Origin of the sequence: Burkholderia sp. HAN2018, from assembly GCF_024704855.1 — a bacterium.
In the GTDB taxonomy this organism is placed as follows: domain Bacteria; phylum Pseudomonadota; class Gammaproteobacteria; order Burkholderiales; family Burkholderiaceae; genus Burkholderia; species Burkholderia cepacia.
The window spans coordinates 1-2,608 of the sequence record NZ_QOBB01000441.1; the positions used below are offsets into that span (position 1 = coordinate 1).

At 68.7% G+C, this 2,608-nt stretch carries 1 protein-coding gene and 1 pseudogene; one reads left to right on the plus strand and one right to left on the minus strand.

Going from position 1 to position 2,608, the window contains the following annotated elements; all coding sequences use genetic code 11:
• Window positions 1-2,261, plus strand: a 2,261-nt coding sequence (locus DPV74_RS40720; RefSeq protein WP_240440115.1) for a TonB-dependent receptor, incomplete at its 5' end; no start/stop codon positions are given.
• A gap of 46 nt (window positions 2,262-2,307) precedes the next feature.
• Here the strand turns inward: DPV74_RS40720 and DPV74_RS40725 are convergent.
• Window positions 2,308-2,608 (minus strand): annotated as a pseudogene (locus DPV74_RS40725) (prolyl aminopeptidase); the annotation flags it as partial.

The following is a 2,608-nucleotide window of genomic DNA, read 5'->3' on the forward strand; positions in this document are numbered from 1 at the left end:
CGCAGCAGCCTGCGGACGGCACGGCCGCGACAGGCGGCGCCGTGCCGCCGGCCGCCGTCGCGGTCGCGCCGGAAGTGCCGCAAGCGTCGCAAGCGCCGGCCGTCACATTGCCGACGGTGGTGGTCGTCGGCACGACGCCGCTGCTCGGGATCGGTACGCCGCTGCAGAAGGTGCCGGCAAACGTGCAGACGGTACGCGCGGCGGAACTCGATGCGCAGCACCGCGCGACGCTTGCCGACTTCTTCGCCGCGAACCTGCAGAGCGTGACGATCTCGGAGGCGCAGGGCAATCCGTACCAGACGGACGTCAACTATCGCGGCTTCACCGCATCGCCGCTGCTCGGTACGCCGCAGGGGCTGTCGGTGTTCGTCGACGGCGTGCGCGTGAACGAACCGTTCGGCGACGTCGTGAACTGGGACATCCTGCCGACGCAGGCAATCGACCGGATGCAATTGATACCGGGCTCCAACCCGGTGTACGGACGCAATACGCTCGGCGGCGCACTGGCGATCACGACGAAGAACGGCAAGTCGAACCCGGGCGGCGAAGCCGAGGTGTCGGGCGGCTCGTGGGGCCGCAAGACGGCCGCCATCGAGCAGGGCGGCACGATCGGCTCGAACCTCGACTACTACGCGACGGCGAACGCCGCGAACGACGGCGGCTGGGCCGACCACAATGCGAGCCGCGTGCGGCAGGCGTTCGGCAAGCTGCGCTACACGGATTCGGACACGACGCTGTCGATTTCCGCCGGCGGCGCCGACAATGCGCTGTACGGCACCCAGACGATCCCGCGCTCGTTCCTCGACAACCGGAAGCAGGCGTACACCTATCCCGACCTGAACCGCAACAGCGCCGGCTACCTGACCTTGTCGGGCGATCGCTTCTTCGGCGAGCACGTCGAGCTGAGCGGCAATGCGTATTATCGGCACCTGCGCAACACCAACATCAGCAGCAACAACAATACCGATTACGGATCGGTCGGCGACGACGGCACGGTCGACACGGTGCAGGGCACCAACGCGCAGTCGACGATCGTGACCGACAGCTACGGCGGCAGCCTGCAGCTCACGCTGCTTGGCAAGCTCGGCGGGATGGCGAACCAGCTGATCGCGGGCGTGGCGGCGGATGTCGCGAACTCGAGCTACGTCGCATCGTCGCAGGACGCGTATTTCACCGACACGCGCGCGGCGATCGGCGTCGGCGATTTCGAGCCGCAGACCCGCGCGAAGACGCGCAATGCGAACCTCGGCGTGTACCTGAGCGATGCACTGTCGCTGACGCCGCACTGGACGCTGACGGTGTCGGGCCGCTACGACTGGTCGAAGGCGCAGATCGGCGACGAGAGCGGCGTGCAGCCGCTGCTCGACGGCAACCATACGTTCTCCCGGTTCAACCCGGCGCTCGGGCTCAACTGGAACCCGGTCGCGGGCTTCACCGCCTATGCGACGTACAACGAAGGGATGCGCTCGCCGACCGCGATCGAACTCGCATGCGCGGACCCGGCCGCGCCGTGCTCGCTGCCGAACGACTTCATCGCGGACCCGGCGCTCAAGCCGGTGATCTCGAAGACGTTCGAAGCCGGCATGCGCGGCCGCATCGGCGCCGCGACGACCTGGAGTGCCGCCGCCTACCGCACGACGCTGACCGACGACATCCAGTTCATCAGCAGCCCGGCAAGCGCGCAGGGTTATTTCCGCAACGTCGGCGATACGCAGCGGCAAGGCATCGAACTCGCGGGCCGCACGCGGTTCGGCCCGCTCGGTGTCGGGCTTTCGTACAGCTATGTCGATGCGACCTACCGGTCGTCGTGGACCGAGCACAGCCCGGCGAATTCGGCGGCCGACGCGAACGGCAACGTGGCCGTCAAGCCGGGGGACCATATCCCGGGCATTCCCGCGCACACGGTGAAGCTCCGGCTCGACTACGCGGCGACGCCCAGGTGGGATATCGGCGCGAACGTCACGTGGCGCAGCGGCGTGTATGCGCGCGGCGACGAGAACAACCAGGACGTGAACGGCAGGATTTCAGGCTACGTGCTCGTCGATCTCGACATGCGCTACCGGATCACGAAGCGCTTCGAAGTCTTCGCGAGCGTGACGAACCTGTTCGACAAGCGCTATGCGAGCTTCGGCGTGCTGGGCCAGAACTTCTTCAACGGGCCGAATCACACGTTCGACGGTGCGAATCCGGTCAACGAGCAGTTCGTCGGGCCGGGCGCGCCGCGCGGTGCGTGGGTCGGCGTGCGCTACGCGTGGGATTGAGCTTTGCCCGGCTGCGTGCATTGCCGCGTCGCAGCCCGAGCGGCGCTCAAGATGTGCGCGACGGGCCCGGTCGGGCGAGCGGTGCCGCCGCGAACATCGCCGCCACGGCGCGCGCGATGCTGCGTGCCAATGCCGGGTCGCTTGCGAGGTGCCCGGCGCTCACGTGTTCGATCGCGGCCGCGGGCACGGCACGCGCGAGGCGGGTGACGTTGGCGGCCGGGCAGACGGGATCGTGCATCCCGTGCGCGGCGAACAGCGGCACGCCGGCCTGCGCCGCCCGGCGCGCGAGCGCGAGCACGCGGCGCTCGCCGAGCCAGCAGTCGTGTCGCAGGTAATGCGCCTGGATC